The 16,626-nt window shown below is 68.1% G+C and carries 16 protein-coding genes and 1 tRNA gene; 10 read left to right on the top strand and 7 right to left on the bottom strand.

Annotation, left to right across the window (positions count from 1 at the left end):
• Positions 1-23 precede the first annotated feature (23 nt).
• Positions 24-2,447, bottom strand: a complete 2,424-nt coding sequence (locus tag AC1ROW_RS07255) for a glycoside hydrolase domain-containing protein (RefSeq protein ID WP_493018158.1) — start codon at positions 2,445-2,447, stop codon at positions 24-26.
• Positions 2,447-3,496, bottom strand: coding sequence for a hypothetical protein (locus tag AC1ROW_RS07250; RefSeq protein WP_493018157.1), 1,050 nt, complete (start codon positions 3,494-3,496; stop codon positions 2,447-2,449). The genes AC1ROW_RS07255 and AC1ROW_RS07250 overlap by 1 nt, the downstream gene beginning before the upstream one ends.
• Before the next feature lie 112 nt (positions 3,497-3,608).
• On the opposite strand from AC1ROW_RS07250, the gene AC1ROW_RS07245 reads away from it, so the two are divergent.
• Together AC1ROW_RS07245 and AC1ROW_RS07240 are read left to right on the top strand one after the other, a co-directional pair.
• Positions 3,609-4,637 carry a sensor histidine kinase gene (locus AC1ROW_RS07245; protein WP_493018156.1) on the top strand — a complete coding sequence of 343 codons (1,029 nt, stop codon included), beginning with the start codon at positions 3,609-3,611 and terminating at the stop codon, positions 4,635-4,637.
• On the top strand, positions 4,634-5,251 hold the full coding sequence (locus AC1ROW_RS07240) for a response regulator (protein ID WP_493018155.1): 618 nt from the start codon (positions 4,634-4,636) through the stop codon (positions 5,249-5,251). The genes AC1ROW_RS07245 and AC1ROW_RS07240 overlap by 4 nt, the downstream gene beginning before the upstream one ends.
• Positions 5,252-5,296: 45 nt before the next feature.
• Here the strand turns inward: AC1ROW_RS07240 and AC1ROW_RS07235 are convergent.
• Positions 5,297-5,373, bottom strand: a tRNA-Pro gene (locus AC1ROW_RS07235).
• A gap of 191 nt (positions 5,374-5,564) precedes the next feature.
• Between AC1ROW_RS07235 and AC1ROW_RS07230 the strand changes: the two genes are divergently transcribed.
• Positions 5,565-6,068: a hypothetical protein gene (locus AC1ROW_RS07230; RefSeq protein WP_493018154.1), complete on the top strand. Its 504-nt coding sequence runs from the start codon at positions 5,565-5,567 to the stop codon at positions 6,066-6,068.
• A 54-nt stretch (positions 6,069-6,122) separates the two neighbouring features.
• Here AC1ROW_RS07230 and AC1ROW_RS07225 read toward each other — a convergent pair whose 3' ends face one another.
• Both AC1ROW_RS07225 and AC1ROW_RS07220 read right to left on the bottom strand, forming a co-directional pair.
• Entirely contained in the window at positions 6,123-7,106 is a 984-nt protein-coding gene (locus AC1ROW_RS07225; RefSeq protein WP_493018153.1) for a metallophosphoesterase, read from the bottom strand.
• Positions 7,103-9,652 carry a transglycosylase domain-containing protein gene (locus AC1ROW_RS07220; RefSeq protein ID WP_493018152.1) on the bottom strand — a complete coding sequence of 850 codons (2,550 nt, stop codon included), beginning with the start codon at positions 9,650-9,652 and terminating at the stop codon, positions 7,103-7,105. The genes AC1ROW_RS07225 and AC1ROW_RS07220 overlap by 4 nt, the downstream gene beginning before the upstream one ends.
• Before the next feature lie 115 nt (positions 9,653-9,767).
• Between AC1ROW_RS07220 and AC1ROW_RS07215 the strand changes: the two genes are divergently transcribed.
• Together AC1ROW_RS07215 and AC1ROW_RS07210 are read left to right on the top strand one after the other, a co-directional pair.
• Positions 9,768-9,902, top strand: a complete 135-nt coding sequence (locus AC1ROW_RS07215; protein ID WP_493018151.1) for a DUF4177 domain-containing protein — start codon at positions 9,768-9,770, stop codon at positions 9,900-9,902.
• A complete protein-coding gene (locus AC1ROW_RS07210) occupies positions 9,902-10,372 on the top strand; it encodes a RidA family protein (RefSeq protein WP_493018150.1) in 471 nt (156 codons plus the stop codon). The genes AC1ROW_RS07215 and AC1ROW_RS07210 overlap by 1 nt, the downstream gene beginning before the upstream one ends.
• A gap of 83 nt (positions 10,373-10,455) precedes the next feature.
• Here AC1ROW_RS07210 and acs read toward each other — a convergent pair whose 3' ends face one another.
• On the bottom strand, positions 10,456-12,405 hold the full coding sequence (acs, locus tag AC1ROW_RS07205; protein ID WP_493018149.1) for an acetate--CoA ligase: 1,950 nt from the start codon (positions 12,403-12,405) through the stop codon (positions 10,456-10,458).
• 355 nt (positions 12,406-12,760) lie between these two features.
• Here acs and AC1ROW_RS07200 point away from each other — a divergent pair, with 355 nt between their 5' ends.
• The 5 genes from AC1ROW_RS07200 to AC1ROW_RS07180 all read left to right on the top strand — a co-directional run bounded on the left by AC1ROW_RS07200 (position 12,761) and on the right by AC1ROW_RS07180 (position 16,176).
• Entirely contained in the window at positions 12,761-13,819 is a 1,059-nt protein-coding gene (locus tag AC1ROW_RS07200) for a TadA family conjugal transfer-associated ATPase (RefSeq protein ID WP_493018148.1), read from the top strand.
• Complete coding sequence (locus AC1ROW_RS07195; protein ID WP_493018147.1) at positions 13,812-15,005, top strand: type II secretion system F family protein; 1,194 nt, start codon at positions 13,812-13,814, stop codon at positions 15,003-15,005. Before AC1ROW_RS07200 ends, AC1ROW_RS07195 begins: the two co-directional genes overlap by 8 nt.
• Positions 15,006-15,128: 123 nt before the next feature.
• Complete coding sequence (locus tag AC1ROW_RS07190) at positions 15,129-15,308, top strand: DUF4244 domain-containing protein (protein ID WP_493018146.1); 180 nt, start codon at positions 15,129-15,131, stop codon at positions 15,306-15,308.
• Positions 15,301-15,789 (top strand): hypothetical protein, encoded by a 489-nt coding sequence (locus AC1ROW_RS07185; RefSeq protein WP_493018145.1) that lies wholly within the window; start codon positions 15,301-15,303, stop codon positions 15,787-15,789. Before AC1ROW_RS07190 ends, AC1ROW_RS07185 begins: the two co-directional genes overlap by 8 nt.
• Positions 15,790-15,792: 3 nt before the next feature.
• A complete protein-coding gene (locus AC1ROW_RS07180) occupies positions 15,793-16,176 on the top strand; it encodes an Rv3654c family TadE-like protein (RefSeq protein ID WP_493018144.1) in 384 nt (127 codons plus the stop codon).
• Positions 16,177-16,222: 46 nt separating this feature from the next.
• On the opposite strand, the gene AC1ROW_RS07175 is transcribed toward AC1ROW_RS07180, so the two are convergent.
• Complete coding sequence (locus AC1ROW_RS07175; protein ID WP_493018143.1) at positions 16,223-16,474, bottom strand: hypothetical protein; 252 nt, start codon at positions 16,472-16,474, stop codon at positions 16,223-16,225.
• Positions 16,475-16,626 lie beyond the last annotated feature (152 nt).

Genomic DNA, 16,626 nt, shown 5'->3' with positions numbered 1-16,626 from the left:
CGCACTCCACCGGAATGAATTCATCAGAGTCCGCGAAAGACCATCTCAGTGAATCCCCTCGCGACGAGGTCCCGTTCCGCCTCGTTGGGGCGGCGGACATCTTTAAGCACCAGTCCTGTTGGCATATCCACCCAAAACGTCGGAGTGGTGAAGAGGTGATGTACAGCTCGAACTGCGATGTTCCGGTCGAGGTTGAAGCGTTCGGCGGCAAAGCGTCGCCGCCGCGAGACGGGATCCCGCGAACTGGCGGCCCACAACTCGCGCATGACGGAAGGTAACGTACTACCGGCATTTCTGAGCTGAATCGCGGCGAGGTAGGCGTCCATATCCGCGATCAGGTCGTCGTGACCGAACCCGCTTGCGTCGCCTTGTTCGGTGTCTTCGCCAATTCTCGCGAACCACGCCGACACGCCGGACGAGTAACCATTGAGACGGTCCAGTTCGTACGCCTTCCAGGCTTGCGCGAGATCGAGAGCCCATGCTCCGAGGTCGCCCACCTGCGTCTCAGGCGATCCACCGTACGTGCCCCACTGGAGGTAGCCGCGCAGCGAAGCCGCGAAGTGCTGTGCGTCGTAGACTTCGCCATCGATGAGTTTCCGCATGGCCGCCGCGCGCGACGCTGCTTCGTCAGGGTCTTCTCCCCGTTGCGGGCGCGAGCCGTCGCGCGGCAGGCGCGCTTCGAAGAGGGCCTGCGGATGCACCAGACTCGGATTGAGCGGGGTATACAACCAAAATTTGTAGTCCCACTCTTTGGGTCGCTGCATCGTGTTGAGGACGACTTGAGCTAGATCATCGTCGGTGAGCCCCGCGAAGTCCTCGGCGCGGAATACTTCCGCTTGAAAGCAGTACTCTTCGAACGCCCAATGCAGTGACTTGTCGAACGAGCCGCCAGCGGCCGGCACCGGCCGCATTGTCTTCATACTCACCGGTTTGGCGCGACTCGACGATGCATTGCGGTCGATCTCGATGTACCGAGCCCCGTTGCCCGTGGACGTCTCGTCAATCTGGTCGTACGCCCAGTTCTTGGGCAGTGGGAAGCCCAGGTTTGCGCTCCACCCTGTCGAAAGTCCGGCGACGAACGTCGACTCGGCCAAGCCCGCTTCGGTGACCTTGATACCGACATTGCGCGGCCCATAGCAACCAACCGTGTACGGGACAGTGCTGGAGAGCGCGACTCCCTTCTTCACCCCGCGGTAATAGTCGAGGACCAGCGCTTCGATCTCGTCAGCGGTCGCGTCCGCGTCGATCGGGAAGTAGATGGTCGTGCCTGCCGGGAAGCCGATCTGGCGCGCCCTGAGGGAAGCGGCGCGTCCCTGACGATAGCCGAAGGTCTCGGCGCCGTACTCGCGCAGCTCTTCGAGGCTGTTCCACTCCTGATAGATGGGGAAGATCGAGAGCCCCGCGTCGGCTGCCGCCGCCAGCTCGCTCGCCTGCAGCCCCTTGCCCGAACCGTTGAGATAACGGCCGACCGCTCGGTACCCGGCAGAGGCGAGCTGAGCGGCGGTGTCCTTGGTCAGCGGCGTGCTCGTATCGCACGCCGTGACCGGCCGATCCGGGTCGCCTGTCGAAACCAGCAACGACGCCCACGTTGTGAAGTCCGCCGAGCCGTGCGAAGGCAGCTCGCAGAACGACTGGAACGCCTTCGCGGCGGTCTGCGTCTTGCTCGAGTACTTCCCGTTGAAGTCGCTGTCGTACCCGTTGAAGATCAGCGCGGCCTGGAACAGCGAGACGAATCGTCGCTCATCGTCCGACGAGCCGACCGACAGGTTGGCTTTGGCCTTGAGCCCGGATTGCGTGCCTGGCCCGAAGTTGCCATTGGCGGTCCCGTCGGCCATGCCCAGACCGTACTGGATCGCATACATCAGGCCTTGCTGCACGTCGCGGGAGTAGTGCCCGTCGCACGGCATGATGCGGAAATCCTCCCGCTCCCAGTACTTGCCGTTGAGGAACTGCTGCACGCTGCGAACGGCCGCGCTGCCATTGTTCACTGTGACGTACGCATCCATGTTCAGCAGGCTCTTGAACAACTTCGGCGGAACGGTCGGAGAGGCGCCAAGCCCCATGTCCGCCCGGATCGAAGCAACCGCGGCGCCGACCTCGGAGGTGAACGACCCGATGTTCTTCGCAGGATTCGTCTCGGTGAAGGGAACGATCACGCCGCCGGCGTAGCCCTTGCACCACAGCGCGCACTGGATGATGGTCACGACGTTCTTGTTCTTGGTGAAGCCGGAGCCGATGGTCCCGCATTTCGACGCGAGCGTCGACATCGTGGTCGGGCCGAAGTTGTCGGAGGGGGTCGTGATGCCCAACTCGATCTGAAGGGCGCGGGTGAGGGCGTACATCGTCTGCCAGCCCGTCGAGCCGTCTTCGCTGATTCGGGCGTACCCCGGACGGCCGATGTACGTCGCATTCAACCACTTCTGAGACTGGAGGACGAGAAGGTCCATCAGATCGATCCTTTCGCTGCGTCGGACTGCTCGACGGTCCCGGACTCCGTCACGTCGATGAAGGTGCTGCGGCCGGTGAGACGGCGTGGACGGTCGGCTGATGGGTCGGTGACGAACTCCGCGCGAGCGAAGACGAGTCCCTCGGGAACCGTCGGTCGTTCGCCGTGGGCGAGGGGCTCGGCAAGTACTTCGAGCACGGACCCGGCAGGGATTTCGACTCCCGGCGCGACGTTCACGCGCAGCTCATTGCTGACCCGCGTCGTCTGAATGTGGACGCGAGCCATGTCGAGCGGCGCGCTGTCGAGCGAAACAGCTTCGATTGCGATCTCCCTGACCAGGTTCGCGTCGACAGTGACGCTCACGGCTCCTGCTGGAGCGGGTTGTGGCCCGACGCTCGCGACACGAACAAGGCTGGGCGATCGATACGTACGGGTCTTTGCACCCTCGCGGACGTCTGTGGTGCTCCACGCGCCGGACACATCGACTCCCCACGGTGCGACCGGGCGTTCAAGCGCCGTGCCGAGGAGGTCGAACGTCTCGGGAGTCGTGCGCGAGGGCGCGGTCAGCGTGAGAACGGCAGGGGAGAAGGTCCCGATGTTCTCGGAGGGATACAGCGGACGCGACGTCAGTGGCAGCCCGATCCCGACGGTCTCCGTGTCTCCGAAGGCCCGGTCGATCTCGAACGAGACCTGAGTCCGCCCGAACCCCGAGTTCGTCGTCGTTGTCGACACCGAGCGCACAGCTCCACCGCTGAAAAGCGTCGCTTTGCCGGCGGCGAAGAAACGGTCGTCGAATTCCACAACGGCCCGAGTGCCCGCGGGAACAAGGGTTGCCGCGCCGAGCTCGACGACGGCTGACCAGTCGGCTGTGAAGGCGGCCCCGAAGTCCTCGCTGTAACACTCCATGCTCTGGGTCAGGAGATTCGCGACAGTGGGTGAGGGGGAGTCGCCTTCTTCGGTGATCGCTGATGCCGGGTCGCTGCGGAGAAGTTCGGCCAGGACCGCGCCTCCACCGCCCGTGACGAGCGTCCGTCGACTGACCGTGAACATGAGACCTCCGAGCCGTTCAGCGGGCTAAAATGTATAGTCCTACAGTATGAATCCCAGTCAAATCCAGCCATGTGTCGATCGGGCCATCTTCTCCGTCAGCGACAGCTCGTGCTTGAACGTCGACGGCATACTCGAGCAGACGATGGAACATCTGCGTCACCTCGAGCTCCCCGTCCCCGTCGAAATCGACGCCGAATGCCGTTCCATCGTGAAAGGGATCGTGCTGGAGGTCGCGGCCGAGTTGCCCGAGACTCTGCGGCCGTCGAAGGCGCCCGGTCCGTTCCTGAGCTATGTCGCGAAGAAGGACGACCTGGAACTGGGCGAACTCCACTCGGAGCGCCGGTCGCATCCTGCGGAGAGCCTCGTCATCGCCGACATCCTTTTCGACGTGGCGCTGCCGCATTTCGTCGACTGGGGCGCACAGCTGGGGTGTGACACGATCCATGTCGTCCGCGTCCTCCACCACGTGATCTGGCGTCGCTTCCCGGCCGGCGCGATCGGATACACGGAGGGGCTTCGTCGGCGGCTCTTCGAGACGGACCGCGAATCCCGGCTGCGAGTCTCACGAGATCTCCATGACCGCGTCGCCCACGGCATCGCGGCGGGCATCCAGCGAGTCGAGCTCGGCATGGCGGGTGGCGGCGCGGTCAGCCATTTGGATGACGCCCTCGCCATACTTCGGTCGTCTTTGGAGGAAGTCAGATGGATCGCCACCGACCTTCGTCGGCACGTCGGCGATCGCACGCTCGAGGAGTCACTGTCGGCGCTCGCGGACGACGCTCGAGCGGACTGTCTCCGACTCCACGTGCGCAGCGAAGGCCAGCCGCTGGTGCTGCCGGTCGCAACGCGTGAGGAGGTCTACCTCATCGCGCTCGAGGCGATCCGGAATGCGAGAGAGCACGCCGATTCCGCTCACGCGATTCAGGCGACGATCTCATGGAGCGGCCGTGAGCTGACGGTCACCATCGCGGATGACGGCGGGGGCTTCGACCCAGAGCGGACCGTTCCGCGGGGTGGACTCGGCATCCACGCGATGCGCGAGCGCGCGCTGAATCTCGGCGGGACGTTGTCCATCGACTCTGTCGTCGGGCAGGGGACATCCGTGGAGCTCATCGTCCCGCACTCGGGGGATCGAACGTGAAGCCCGTGAGGATCGTCGTCGCAGACGACCATGTGCTCTTCCGTGAGGGGTTGCTCGCCATCTTCGGATTGGACCCACGCGTCGTGGTCGTCGGTGAGGCGTCGAACGGGACAGAGGCGGTCGCAACGGCCGTGAGGGAGAGCCCCGATCTGCTGCTGCTCGATGTCAGCATGCCGGGGCTTCCCGTCCTCGCGACGATCACGACGGTCAGGCGACGGGCTCCGGGCACGCGAATCGCAATCTTGACGATGCACGACGAGGCCGCCCTCGGCGAGAGCCTGCTCTCCGCCGGCGCGTCGGCGTTCTGGTCGAAGTCCCACCCCAGCCGGGACCTGGTCGAAGCCATCGTCGCGCTGATCCGTGCTCCGAGGACCGGACGGCACGAGCCTGCGCGGCGCCGAAAGCCGGCCGCCGGCGTGCTGTCCCCGCGCGAGGTCGAAGTCGTTCAACTGGTGGGAACCGCTCTCACCAACAGGGAGATCGCGGCGCAGCTCGGCATCGCCGAAGGCACGGTGAAACGGCACCTGAGCAGCATCTTCGAGAAGCTCGGCGCAGCCAGTCGACTGGATGCGGCCAGGAAAGCCGCGCGGCTGGGGATCGTCGCGCTCGACTAGAAGAGCGAAGGCTCCCCGCCTGAGTCGGAGGGGAGCCTTCAAGTGTGGTCGGGGTGACAGGATTTGAACCTGCGGCCTCTTCGTCCCGAACGAAGCGCGCTACCAAGCTGCGCCACACCCCGATGGCCAACGGCCTCAACAAGAATACACGAGCCGGAGGGGTGGTCGTGACCAACCCGTCTGCTGCGACCGTCGCAAATGTGACGAACGGCACATCGATAACACTGCCGTCTTTTCATATGTTGAACGTAAGATTTGGGCTGGCGTTTGGAGAATCCATTCGAGTCCAACGTTCAAGTGAAAGGGAAAGACCTTGAAGCAGACGCGAACCAGCACGCGGACAAAGCTCATACGAAAGGGCGTCACAGCGCTGGCCATTCCGGCCGCGCTCGCAATCGGGCTGATCGACGCCCCAGCCGCCATGGCGGCATCGTCGTGGACCTCGTTCACCTGCGGGAATCCCGAACCGTACCAATATCAGTCGGCAACGTTCCGCACGGGCGTGCCTGATCGGTGCATGTGGGCCGAAGTCCAAGAGGTTGCCCGAGGCCATGGCGGCGGGTACACAGGCCCGCTCGACGGGATCATGGGGCCAAACAGTTGGCGCGGGATCCAGAACGTCCTGAACGCTGGCGGTTGTAACGCTGGCGTCGCCGATGGAGTTCCCGGAAAGAACACCTACTCTGCCATGCAGCGAGCGGCGCGCGCAGGCGGATACACAGGACCGATCGATGGCGTCATGGGCCCGAACAGTTGGAAGGGCTTCAGTAGCGTGATCCAATTCGCCAACTACAAGTTCGTGTCGCCGCGCTGCTAACGGAGACTCGGCGGTGGCAGATCACGATCAGCCACCGCCGAGCATTCGCGGAAGTTACTCCGACGCCGTCAGCGTGACCAGCGTCGCCTCCGGCCGGCACGCGAACCGCACCGGCGCGTAGATCGACGTCCCGAGCCCCGCCGACACGTTCAGGTACGCCGCGCGGAACGCGTGCCGCCAGATGCTGAGTCCCTTGACCTGCGAGCGCGGGATGTCGCAGTTCGTCACCAGCGCGCCGAAGCCCGGCACGCAGACCTGGCCGCCGTGCGTGTGCCCCGCGAAGATCATCGAAGCGCCGTAGGTGACGAACGCGTCGAGCACCCGTCGGTATGGTGCGTGCACTACGCCGAGCGTGACCGTGGGGCGCTCCGTGCGCGGCGTGTCCGCCGGCCAGGTCGCGTCGTCGGAGTACGGGTCGTCCTCGCGCAGCTCGTCCAGCGCGCCCGGGATGGCCTCCACCCGGTCGGCGTGGATGTGCGGGTCGTTCACACCGAAGAACTCGAGGTGCGTTCCGCGGATGTCGAGGGCGCCGGCGGCGTTGTTGAGGTTCAGCCAGCCGAGGCTCTCCAAGTAGGCGGTGAGCGCCTTGTCGTCGAGTCGCGGCGCGGTGGACCCGTTTCGTTTCGACGGTCCGCTGAAGTACTTGAACGGGTTCTTGAGCTGCGGGCCGTAGTAGTCGTTCGAGCCGTGCACGAAGACGCCGGGGACGCCCTGGAACGCGTCGAGCGCGGCGCGGACGCCCTCCAAGCCGTTCTCGTGACTGAGATTGTCTCCCGTGTCCACGATGAGGTCCGGCTGGAACCGCGCCAGCTGGCGCACCCACTCCTGCTTGTCCGCCTGCCACGGGGCCATGTGCAGATCGGACAGGTGCAGCACCCGGATCGGCGCGGCGCCGGCCGGCAGCACGGGGACGCTCACCTCGCGCAGCGTGAACGCGCGACGCTCCACGAGCGAGCCGTAGGCGAACGCGGCCGCGCCCGCGCCCGCGAGCACCGCGAGTGCGGCGCCCACCGGCCGGAAGCCCGAAGCGCGGGTCACTGGCCGCCCGCTCCCGGTCCGGGAGTCGGGGTGCTGGTGCTCTTCTGCAGGGTGAGGGTCACCTGGGTGCCGGGCTTCGCGGCCGTGCCCGCACCCGGATCCATCGCCTGGACGACATCGTTGGGCGAAGCGCCGCCGGTGACCTTCGCGCCGAAGCCCGCCGCCGTCAGGGCGGCCTGCGCGTCGGACAGCTTCTGGCCGACGACGTTCGGGATGGCGACGAGTGAGCCGTTGCTGGTGTAGATCGTGATCGAGCTGCCCTTGCCGACGGAGGCGCCCGCGGCGGGGTTGGTCGAAGCGACTGTCCCGGCCGGCGCGGCCGAGTCCTGCGGGCCGCCGTCCGCGCTGTCGAGGCCGAGGCCGGTCAGGATGCTCTTCGCCTCGTCCGGAGTCTTGCCGGCGAGGTCGGGGACGGCGACCTGCACTCCACGCATGAGCTTGTCGTTGACCGACGGGAAGTTGTCGCCACCGTACTTCTTGACCGCGGCCATCATCATCGCGTTCTGGACGTTGACGCGGGCGTTCGCGACGGTCTTGCCGTGCGAGGGCCTGATGACACGCATCGACGTGGCGCCCTCGACGTTCCCTGCCCAGTAAGCGCCCGCGACCTTCGTAGTGGCGGCGACCAGCCAGACATGTTCGGCGTTGTCGGTGGTGCCCGTCTTGCCGAGCATGTCGACGCGGGACGTGTTCACACCGCTCGCGGTTCCTCCCGGTCCGAGTGGCTGCTGCAGCGCGTAATCCATTGCGGCGGCCACATTCTCGTCAACGGCCTGCGAGCAAGCGGATTTCGGGGCCGCCACCTCTGTGCCTGCACCGTCGACGATCTTGTCGATCGCGATGGGCGTGCAGACGACTCCCTTGTTGGCGACTCCCGCGAATGCAGTCGCCATCGAGAGGGGAGCGACCTCGTTGGTACCCAGGACGCTCGCGGCCGTCGAACCGAGCTCCTTGCCCGGTACGGCGGAGTGGACGCCGAAGGACTGCGCGTCGTTCTTGATGTTGCAGAGGTCGAGCTGCTTGGCCATCCCGACGAACGCGGTGTTCACCGAACCGCGCGTGGCCTGGATCGCATTCATCGTGCCAGGGTTGCTGCCGTCGTCATTCGTCGGCTTCCACGGACCGGACCCGGACGACGTGCACGAGTTCTTGAACGGCCAGTTCGAACCGCCATAGGTCTGCACCCGCGCGTTCACGGTCTCGTTCAGGGAGTGACCCTGCTTGAGCCACTCGGCGAGCGTGAACACCTTGTACGTCGATCCGGGCTGGAAGCCGCTCGATCCCCCGTAGTCGTAGTCCGTGTTGAAGTTGATGCCGGTATAGACGGTCGGGTTGCTCGCGACCACGTCCGGATCCTGCGTGTAGTCCTTGTTCTGAGCCATGTACAGCACGCGGCCGGTTCCGGGCTGGACGCCGACCAGGGACGCACCGATGTTCTGGTTATAGCCCTTGGGCATCCAGTTGTTCAGAGTGTCTTCGGCGACCTTCTGCAGGTCGAGGTCGAGCGTCGTGTAGATCTTGTATCCGCCGCGGTTGAACGCCGCCGCGCGGGTATCCCGGTCCTTGCCGAACGACGGGTCGTTGAGGAAGATCTTCTGCACATAGTCGCAGAAGTACGCCGCCCCGCCCGCCGTCTGGCACCCGCGCGTCGACGGCGTGATCGCCGGCTGGATCGGCGTCTTGATCGCCTCGTCGTACTGCGCCTTGGTCAGCTTCTTGTACTCGTACATCTTGCCGAGGATGTAGTCGCGGCGTTCCTTGTTCTTGGCGTAGCCGTTGGCGGCGCCGTTCGTCGCCGAGGCAGGGTTGTCGATCTTGAGGCCGGTCGGCTCGTTGACGATCGCGACCAGGCTCGCGGCCTGCGCCGGGTTCAGCGCTGCTGCCGTGGTGTTGTAGTAGTAGCGGGCCGCGGCCTCGATGCCGTAGACCGAGCCGCCGAAGCCGGCGATGTTGAGGTAGCCCTCGAGGATCTGGTCCTTGGTGTACTTCTTCTCCAGGCCGATGGCGTACTTCATCTCCTTGACCTTGCGGTCGGGAGTGACGCCCGTCGAGTCGTCGACGCAGTTCTGGTAGGTCTTCTTCTCCGCGTCGGTCTTGACCGGCATGGCCTCGCACTTCTGCAGCAGGACGTTTTTGACGTACTGCTGGGTGATCGAGGAACCGCCCTGCACGCCGCCGCCGGAGACCGTCGAGAGCACACCGCGCATGGTGCCCTGGATGTCGACGCCGCCGTGGCTGTAGAACCGCGGGTCCTCACCGGCGATGGCGGCGTCCTTGACCGCCTGCGACATCTGGTCGAAGCCGACCGGGAGGCGGTTCTGGGAGTAGAAGGTCGCGAGCGGGACGTCCTGGTCCCCGTTCTTCGCGAAGATCGTGGTCGGTTGGGCGAGCTGACCGATCTGGAGGTACTCGGGAAGGCCCTCGAAGACGCCGATGCCGTTGTTGGCGGCCATGCCCGTCACGGCGATGGCGGGGGTGACGGCAGCGGTGACCAGAAGACCGGCCACGGCACTCATGCCGACGAAAGCGCCGACAGCTCCGAGCACACCTCTAGCCTGTGGTTTTTGCGCAGACATAGGATCAATCTAGGCGATGAACCTGTTAAACCCCCCGAATGAAAAGAGCACCATGCTGCGCTGGGAATACCTTACGACTCCTCTCATGATCCATAACACGGCCGCCATCCTCAACAATTGGGGTTCGGAGGGCTGGGAGCTGGTGCAGGTGGTGACCGGCCCCGAGGGCGGTCTGGTCGCCTACCTCAAGCGTCCGGTGCGGGCCGGGGACGCCGCCTGATGGGCGCCGTCGAAGCGCGCCTGGCCGAGCTCGGGATCGACCTCCCGGACGTCGTGCCGCCCGTCGCCGCCTACACGCCCGCCGTCGTCGACGCCGGCCACGTCTACACCTCCGGCCAGCTCCCGATGGTCTCCGGCGCCCTCCCGGCGACCGGCAAGGTCGGCGACGGGCACGGTCTCGTGCCGGCCGACGACGCGAAGGAGTACGCCCGCATCTGCGCGCTCAACGCGCTCGCAGCGGTCAAGAGCGTCATCGGCTCGCTCGACCGCGTGACCCGCGTCGTGAAGGTCGTGGGCTTCGTCGCGTCCGACCCGTCGTTCACGGGTCAGCCCGGCGTGATCAACGGCGCCTCCGAGGTCCTCGGCGAGATCTTCGGGGACGCCGGAGTGCATGCCCGCTCCGCGGTCGGCGTCGCGGTCCTCCCGCTCGACGCCCCCGTCGAGGTCGAGATCGTCGTCGCGTACGAGTAGTAGCCGCTCAACGACGAAACCGCCGCGGATCGTACCGATCCGCGGCGGTTCTTCGTCCCTGAGGCTTCCTTGTCCGGCAGCGCCTAGGTGAGCTTCGCCTGGATGGAGCTCATCACCGCCGTGTCGGCGAGCGTGGTCGTGTCGCCGACCTCCCGGCCCTCCGCCACGTCCTTCAGCAGACGGCGCATGATCTTGCCCGAGCGCGTCTTGGGCAGCTCCGTCACGACGAAGATGTCGCGCGGTCGCGCGATCGCGCCGATCTGCTCGGAGACGTGCTTCCGCAACTCCGCCGCGACGTCGATCGACTCGGCGGTCTCGAGCTGGTTCTGCTTGATGATCACGAACGCGACGACGGCCTGGCCGGTCGTCTCGTCCGCGGCGCCGACGACCGCGGCCTCCGCCGTGAGCGGGTGCGCGACCAGCGCGGACTCGATCTCGGCCGTCGAAAGCCGGTGACCCGAGACGTTCATCACGTCGTCCACGCGGCCCATCAGCCAGATCTCGCCGTCCGTGTCGTAGCGGGCGCCGTCGCCGGCGAAGTACTTGTCGCCGAACTTCGACCAGTACGTCTCCACGAAGCGGTCCGGGTCGCCCCAGATGCCGCGCAGCATGCTCGGCCACGGCTCGGTGACGACGAGGAGGCCGCCCTGATCCTTGCCGACCGGCACTCCTGACTCGTCGAGGATGTCGATCGAGATGCCCGGCAGCGGCACCTGCGCGCTGCCCGGCTTGAGCGTGGTCACGCCCGGAAGTGCGGAGACCATGATCGCCCCGGTCTCGGTCTGCCACCAGGTGTCCACGATCGGTGTGGAGCCGCCGCCGATGACGTCGCGGTACCACATCCACGCCTCGGGGTTGATCGGCTCACCCACCGAGCCGAGCACGCGCAGACTCGACAGGTCGAACTTCTGCGGGTGCTGGCGCCCGATCTTCATGAAGGAGCGGATGGCGGTCGGCGCCGTGTAGAAGATGGAGACCTGGTACTTCTCGATGATCTCCCACCAGCGGCCCGGGTGCGGGGTCTCCGGGGTGCCCTCGTAGAGCACCTGGGTCGCGCCGTTCGCGAGCGGCCCGTAGACGACGTACGTGTGGCCGGTGATCCAGCCGACGTCGGCACTGCACCAGTAGACGTCGGACTCCGGGTGGAGGTCGAAGACGTTCTTGTGCGTGAACGCCGCCTGGGTCAGGTATCCGCCCGAGGTGTGCAGGATGCCCTTCGGCTTCCCGGTCGTGCCGGAGGTGTAGAGGATGAACAGCGGGTTCTCGGCGGGGAAGGCCTTGGCGACGTGGTCGGCGTCCACGAGCGCGATCTCGTCCTGCCACCACAGGTCGCGGCCCTCGGTCCAGGCGACTTCGTTCTCGCCGCGCTTGACGACGAGCACGTGCTCGACCGTGGACTCGCCGTTCGCGAGAGCGGCGTCGACGGCGTCCTTGAGCGGGAACACCCGGCCCTTGCGCCAACCGCCGTCGGCGGTGATGACGAGCTTGGCCTCCGCGTCGTCGATGCGGGACCGGAGCGACTCGGCGCTGAACCCGCCGAAGACGACGGAGTGGACCGCGCCGATGCGCGCGACGGCCAGCATCGCGATGACGGCCTCCGGGATCATCGGCAGGTAGATCGCGACGCGGTCACCGGCCTGGATGCCGAGGCTCGTGAGCAGGTTGGCCGCCTTCTTGACCTCCGCGGTCAGCTCGGCGTAGGTGATCGAGCGGGTGTCGCCCGGCTCACCCTCCCAGTGGATGGCGACGCGGTCACCGTTGCCGGCGAGCACGTGCCGGTCGAGGCAGTTGTAGGCGACGTTGAGTTCGCCGTCGTCGAACCACTTCGCGAACGGCGGGTTGGTCCAGTCGAGCGTGCGGGTGAACGGCGTGTGCCAGTGCAGGAGGTCGCGCGACTGGTCGGCCCAGAATCCGAGCCGGTCGGCCGCCGCGCGTTCGTAGAGCTCGGCCGTCGCGACCGCGTTCGCGGCGAACTCCTCGCTGGGCGCGAACCGCCGGGCTTCGTGCAGCAGGTTGTCGATTGTGTTGCTCATGGGGAGTCTTTTCGCTCCTTTGCGATGCTGGTGTTCGAGTCGTGGCGCGACAATTCATGACTCTACAACCAGCAGGTGACGGCCTCGGAGCAGACTTGCGTTTGCATTGATTCTGCGTAAACTAGTCAGCGGCCGAATGATAATTCTGGCGTGCGGCGCAATCGATTCCCCCCAATCATGCGCCGCAGTGGCCGCACCTGTTCCCCCCAATAGGTGCGGCCCCCCTTTTTTAACCCGCCGGATCATGCATCGCCTTCGTCGCGGGTTGTCCCCGGCCTCCTGTGGATGAGTCGGGTTCTCCACTGAATCTCGTTGTCCGGGCCGCCGGTCGTGACGCTTCCCTAGCGTCGAGGGCATGAGTACTGCAGCACAGTGGATGACGCCGACGATCGCCCGGAGCGGTCTGTCCGAGCCGAGGGCGCGGCCCGCCGCGATCACGCCGCGATACCGCGACCCGGACCCGCCGCCGTCCCCGGCGCCCCCCGACCTCTGGGACACGTTCGGCCCGCTGGCTCCGTATCTGATGCGCGAGGGCGTCACCGACCTCTTCGTGACCGGCGATGGTGTCCTCTGGTCCGACGGCGGTCCGCGCGGCCTGCACCGGGTGGACGGCTGGTCACCCGACGCGCACGCCGCGCGCCGGCTGGCGACGCGGCTGATCGCCACAGGAGGCAGGCACATCGACGAGGCCACGCCGTTCGTCGACGTGCGGCTTCCCGGCGGGGTCCGCGTCCACGCCGTGCTCCCACCGATCTCCACCGGAGGGACGCTGCTGTCGATCCGCATTCCCGCGCCGGTCGCCTTCGACCTGGACGACCTCGTCCGGGCCGGTTCGCTCACCGCCGACGGAGCGGCCGTACTCCGCGCCGCGGTGTCCGCCCGGACCAATATCCTCGTGACCGGGGCCGGCGGCGCGGGAAAGACCACGCTGCTCGCGGCAGTCCTGGCGCACGCGCCGCCCGCCGAGCGCATCGTGCTCATCGAGGACGTCGCCGAGCTCCGCATTCCGCATCCGCACGTGGTCGGCCTGCAGACCCGTCAGCCGAACCTGGAAGGCGCCGGCGGCGTCGGGCTGCGCCGGCTGGTCCGCGAGGCGCTGCGGATGCGGCCGGACCGGCTCGTCCTCGGTGAGTGCCGAGGCGAGGAGGTGGCCGACCTGCTCGCCGCGTTGAACACCGGGCACGACGGCGGCGCCGGCACCCTGCACGCCAACTCGCTGGGCGACGTCCCCGCCCGGATGGAGGCCCTCGGGGCCCTCGCCGGACTGGACGATATCGCGACCGCGCGCCAGACGATCAGCGCGATCGGGTTGATCGTGCACGTCGAGCGCGCGGGCGACCGGCGGCGCGTGGCGGGCTTCGGGAGGTTCACCACGACCCCGGACGGACGACTGGCGGTGGTGCCGCATGAATGAGCGACGCCGAGCGGCCCGCGATCGAGCAGCCCGCCCCGCCGACGACCTCCTCTCGAGCTCGGTGGAGGCGCTCGCCGTGCTCCTCGACGCGGGCATCTCGCCGCGCTCGGCATGGGAGTACGTGGCCGCGGAAGCGACGCATCCGGCCGTCGTGCGGGCTGCTGCGCTCGTCGCGACCGGGGTGCCCCCGTCCGAGGCGCTCGCCGCGGCGGCGCGGGCCGGCCGCGCGTGGGCGGGTGCTGCGGGTTCCGTGGGTCGGGGTCGGTTCGCGCCTGCCGAGCGGGTCGGAAGCACGGCGGGCGGGCGCTGCGGGAACACGGCGGGCGTCCGCGGCGGGAACACGGCGGGCGGCGGCGGCGGGAACACGGCTGTTGGGCGCGGCGGGAACGTGGCGGGAGCGCGGCACGGCCCGGCTGGCAGACGCGACGCCGGCGCGGCCGTGGTGGCCGCACGGCACGGACCGCCTGCCGGCGGCGACGCCGGCGTGGCCGCCGTCGCTGCCGCGTGGGGCGTCGCGGAACACGCCGGAGCGTCGCTCGCACCCGCATTGCGCGGCGCAGCCGAGGCGCTTCGCGACCGCGCCGGAGCCGAGCGCGACGTCGCGACGGCGCTCGCCGGCCCGCAGGCGACGGCACGACTGATGTCGTGGTTGCCGGCCGTCGGCGTCGTCATGGCCTACGCGATCGGGGTCGACGTCCTCGGAACGCTGGTCGCCGGCCCGCTCGGCTGGATGGCAGCGGTGCTCGGGTGCGGTCTCCTCATCGCGGGCCGGTCCTGGACGCGCCGGCTGGCCCGGTCGGCGTCGCGGACCGGACCCGTCGCCGGGATCCAACACGACCTGACCGCGATCGCGCTCGCCGGCGGCATGTCGGTGCCGGCCGCTCGGGAGACCATCGCGGAGGTCGCGCGTGTCGTCGGGATCGCTGAGGTCGCCGACGGAGACACGTCGGTCGACAGGGTGCTCCGCATCGCCGAGCGGGCGGGAGCGCCGGCGATCGAACTCCTGTCCGCGGAGGGCCGCCAGGGGCGGCGCGCCGCCCGCGCGGAGGGTCGCCGCCGCGCGGAGCTGCTCGCCGTCCGGCTGCTGCTCCCGCTCGGCGTGTGCGTGCTGCCCGCGTTCGTGCTCCTGGGCGTGGTGCCCGTCATCCTCGGGATGATGTCCTCCACCATCGCCGGCCTCACGTGAGTTGTCCACGGATCCGGGAGCGACGCCCATCGGAGCAACGCGAGACGAGACGATCGACCTGTGCCGCCGGACATCGGCGGGACGACACCCACACATCGAAGAAACGAACGAAAGGACAGACACATGCGGGAGATGATCCACCGGTTGCGCTGGGAGGAACGGGGAGCGAGCACGGCGGAGTACGCCGTCACCACGATGGCCGCGGTCGCATTCGCGGGCGTGCTGCTGATGCTGTTGCGCGGCGACGAGGTGAAGTCCGTGCTCACCGACCTGGTCAGACGGGCACTCACGGTCGATGGCTGACAGCGTTGGACGGCGCCCGGCGCGCGGGGGAGGCCCGCGAGCCGCCGTGACCGGGATCGCCAGAGGGCGAGCGCTCGACGATCCTGACCGGTCATGTGCGGGCGGGCCGGGTGCCGGCCGGTCGGCGCTCGGCTCGCCGGACGCGCGCCCGTGGGATCTTCGGGTCGATCGCGGCAGCGTCACGGCCGAGTTCGCGGCGGCCCTTCCCGCGGTGCTCGTCTGCCTGGCTCTCTGCGTCGGCGCCGTCCAGGCGGGCGCTCAGCAGGCGCGGCTGCTCGATCACGCGGCGGCCGCGGCGCGGCTCATCGGACGCGGCGACGCGGCTCCCCTGCCGCCGGAGGGGGCGACCCGTCGCGTCGGCTCGGGCGACGGGCTCCTGTGCGTGACCGTCACGGCGCCCAGCCGCGCGGGCGGCCTCGGTGCGCTCGGGCTCAGCGTGTCGGCCCGTTCGTGCGTGCTCGACGACACGGAGGAAGGGTGAAAAGTGCATCGATCCTTGTCGGGCAGCACGAGCGATGGCCCTCCGCTGCGGCGGCGTGAGCGCGGGGCCGGCTCCGTCCTCGCGCTCGTCGCCGTCGCTGTCACCGTCGCGGTCACGATGGCGGCGGTCGGCGTGACCGGGGCTTGGGGCGCGCGTCAGAAGGCCGCATTCGCCGCCGACGCCACGGCGCTCGCCGCGGCGGACGTCGCCGTGGGCAGCGCCGGCGGCGAGCCGTGCGCCCGCGCCGAGGCGGTGGCAGGCGCGAACGGCGCGACTGTGACCGGATGCGCCGTCGCGGGAGTCGTCGTCACCGTCGAGGTCTCCGTCCCGTACCTCGGCTGGGCAGCCTCGGCGTCCGCCCGCGCGGGACCGCCGGGGTCCCGGTGACGCGATCGGACGCCGCCTCCGCGCCGCGCGGGTCGGCCCATCCGCCTTAGTCGAACACCGTCTCCACGTAGCGGTACGCCACCGCGCTCGGAAGCGATCCGCTCGGATCGTCCGACGCGTACTCGGTCTCCGACGCGGAGCCGCGCACGTACAGGTAGTGCTTGCCTCCCGACGCCGCGCGGAGTTCGAGGCGGGGCCGCGGGTCGCCCGAGTCGAGGAAGGACGTCGCGACCGTCTTGCCTTCCAGCGGGCCGTCGATGAGCTTGGCGGTGTACGTCGTCATTGATGTCGTTGCCATGCTGACATTGTCCTCCGGGGGTCGCCGGAACAACAGGCCCGGCCGGGCGAGCCGTCCGCCCGCGGCGAACGGGGCGGCCGGCGATTAGGCACACAAGCGGCCTAGGTGTGTATGGTTTGCCTGTTGGGCCGTGCGGCCCACGCTCGCCGCCC

The organism is Leifsonia sp. GW821-FHT13C09, assembly GCF_058806435.1.
The sequence above is the reverse complement of the archived record's forward strand: the minus strand, read 5'-3'. Positions and strand labels throughout refer to the sequence as shown.

What these genes read in the sequence shown, in the direction of transcription:
- acs (WP_493018149.1), bottom strand. Translation starts at nt 12,405, where the DNA reads ATGAGCAACACAATCGACAACCTGCTGCACGAAGCCCGGCGGTTCGCG.
- AC1ROW_RS07200 (WP_493018148.1), top strand. Translation starts at nt 12,761, where the DNA reads ATGAGTACTGCAGCACAGTGGATGACGCCGACGATCGCCCGGAGCGGT.
- AC1ROW_RS07195 (WP_493018147.1), top strand. Translation starts at nt 13,812, where the DNA reads ATGAATGAGCGACGCCGAGCGGCCCGCGATCGAGCAGCCCGCCCCGCC.
- AC1ROW_RS07255 (WP_493018158.1), bottom strand. Translation starts at nt 2,447, where the DNA reads ATGGACCTTCTCGTCCTCCAGTCTCAGAAGTGGTTGAATGCGACGTAC.
- AC1ROW_RS07175 (WP_493018143.1), bottom strand. Translation starts at nt 16,474, where the DNA reads ATGGCAACGACATCAATGACGACGTACACCGCCAAGCTCATCGACGGC.
- AC1ROW_RS07215 (WP_493018151.1), top strand. Translation starts at nt 9,768, where the DNA reads ATGATCCATAACACGGCCGCCATCCTCAACAATTGGGGTTCGGAGGGC.
- AC1ROW_RS07185 (WP_493018145.1), top strand. Translation starts at nt 15,301, where the DNA reads ATGGCTGACAGCGTTGGACGGCGCCCGGCGCGCGGGGGAGGCCCGCGA.
- AC1ROW_RS07210 (WP_493018150.1), top strand. Translation starts at nt 9,902, where the DNA reads ATGGGCGCCGTCGAAGCGCGCCTGGCCGAGCTCGGGATCGACCTCCCG.
- AC1ROW_RS07250 (WP_493018157.1), bottom strand. Translation starts at nt 3,496, where the DNA reads ATGTTCACGGTCAGTCGACGGACGCTCGTCACGGGCGGTGGAGGCGCG.
- AC1ROW_RS07190 (WP_493018146.1), top strand. Translation starts at nt 15,129, where the DNA reads ATGCGGGAGATGATCCACCGGTTGCGCTGGGAGGAACGGGGAGCGAGC.